The sequence below is a fragment of the Erwinia persicina genome, from assembly GCF_014838825.1.
Taxonomy (GTDB): domain Bacteria; phylum Pseudomonadota; class Gammaproteobacteria; order Enterobacterales; family Enterobacteriaceae; genus Erwinia; species Erwinia persicina_A.
This window is the reverse complement of sequence record NZ_JACYMO010000029.1, coordinates 1-1634: the sequence shown is the minus strand read 5'-3', so window position 1 is coordinate 1634 and position 1634 is coordinate 1. Positions and strand designations below refer to the sequence as shown.

Genomic DNA, 1634 nt, shown 5'->3' with positions numbered 1-1634 from the left:
AGATCCTGCGTGAGCCTAAAAATGCGCTGACCAAACAGTACCAGGCGCTGTTCAACCTGGAAGGCGTGGAGCTGGAGTTCCGTGACGATGCGCTGACGGCGATTGCCAAAAAGGCCATGTCGCGTAAAACCGGTGCCCGTGGCCTGCGCTCGATTGTGGAAGGCGCGTTGCTGAACACCATGTACGATCTGCCTTCATTGGATAATGTAGAGAAAGTTGTGGTAGATGCCCCGGTCATTGAAGGGGACAGTGAACCTAAAATGATTTATGCCACACCAGAAACTCAGCAGGCCTCAGGCGAATAACCCTGATGGAATGTTGAAAAAAAGGCCCGCTAATGCGGGCCTTTTTGATTTTGGCATGACCGAAGCATTTAGGCTTTCAGTTCTTCCCAGTGGCTGATGACGTGGGTAGTAATACCGTAATCAACGGCCTGTTGTGGGCTCATCCAGTAGTTACTGTCAGTATCTTTCTCGACCTTCTCCAGCGGCTGTCCGGTCGCCTTACTGATCAGCTGGTTGATACGCTCACGGGCACGCAGCAGTTCTTTCGCTTCGATTTCGATATCGGATACTTTCCCGCGAACCCCACCCAGCGGCTGGTGGATCATAAAGCGGGTATTAGGCAGCGAGTAGCGATTCTCTTTTTCAGCGGCCAGGAAGATGGTGATCCCGGCGCTGGCGACCCAGCCGGTACCAATAACCAGCACTTTAGGCTTCACAAACTTAATCATGTCATGGATGGTATCACCCGCTTCAACATGACCCCCCTGGCTGTTAATAAACAGCTTGATCGGCTCCTCTCCCATTTCCTGCAGGATCAGCAGCTGGGCGGTCACTTTCTCGGCAAGCGCCTGATTAATCTCACCGGAAATGATAATAGAGCGTGACTGAAGCAGTTTACTGACCGCCAGTGATGAACTCTTCTCTTCCTGCCCGTTTTCTTCTTTATCTGGCTCTTGAGGCATGCTTTACACTCCATCGGATAATCTTAAGTGACAAGAGTTTAGCATAATCCAGTTAGCGGCTAAATCAACAGGAATATCAGGCACTTTTTATATTTCAAAACAGCAGGTTGAAGTGAATTTTACCCCTCAGCTACAGGCAAGCGCCTTTTCATGCCTGCACAGGGGCAGCCAGGGCCTCCGGCGGGCAATCGCGGGTGGGGCGGGACTTTTACTCCCAATGAGCGGAGGAAATGGGCTATATTAAGGACTGGTACGTGTAAATTAAGTAAGGCATGAGGTTAACTGATGACAGATAAGCGCAAAGACGGTTCAGGGAAACTGCTGTACTGCTCTTTTTGCGGCAAAAGCCAGCATGAAGTGCGTAAGCTGATTGCCGGTCCGTCAGTCTACATCTGCGATGAGTGCGTCGATTTATGTAACGACATCATTCGCGAAGAGATCAAAGAAGCTGTGCCGCACCGCGAGCGCAGTTCACTGCCCACGCCGCATGAAATCCGCCACCACCTGGATGACTACGTTATCGGCCAGGAACGCGCCAAAAAGGTGCTCTCGGTGGCTGTCTATAACCACTACAAGCGCCTGCGTAACGGCGACACCAGCAACGGTATTGAGCTGGGCAAAAGTAATATTCTGCTGATCGGCCCGACCGGTAGCGGGAAAACGCTGC

2 protein-coding genes and 1 pseudogene are annotated in these 1634 nt (G+C 51.7%); 2 read left to right on the top strand and 1 reads right to left on the bottom strand.

What is annotated here, in order from left to right:
- Positions 1-305 (top strand): annotated as a pseudogene (clpX, locus tag IFU29_RS22155) (ATP-dependent Clp protease ATP-binding subunit ClpX); the annotation flags it as partial.
- 68 nt (positions 306-373) lie between these two features.
- Here clpX and IFU29_RS22150 read toward each other — a convergent pair.
- Complete coding sequence (locus tag IFU29_RS22150; protein ID WP_191935762.1) at positions 374-967, bottom strand: ATP-dependent Clp protease proteolytic subunit; 594 nt, start codon at positions 965-967, stop codon at positions 374-376.
- 285 nt (positions 968-1252) lie between these two features.
- Here IFU29_RS22150 and IFU29_RS22145 point away from each other — a divergent pair.
- Positions 1253-1634: ClpX C4-type zinc finger protein (locus tag IFU29_RS22145; protein ID WP_274604309.1), on the top strand; the 382-nt coding region annotated here is incomplete at its 3' end.

Coding starts and splice junctions, on each gene's coding strand:
- IFU29_RS22150 (WP_191935762.1), bottom strand. CDS start 967: ATGCCTCAAGAGCCAGATAAAGAAGAAAACGGGCAGGAAGAGAAGAGT.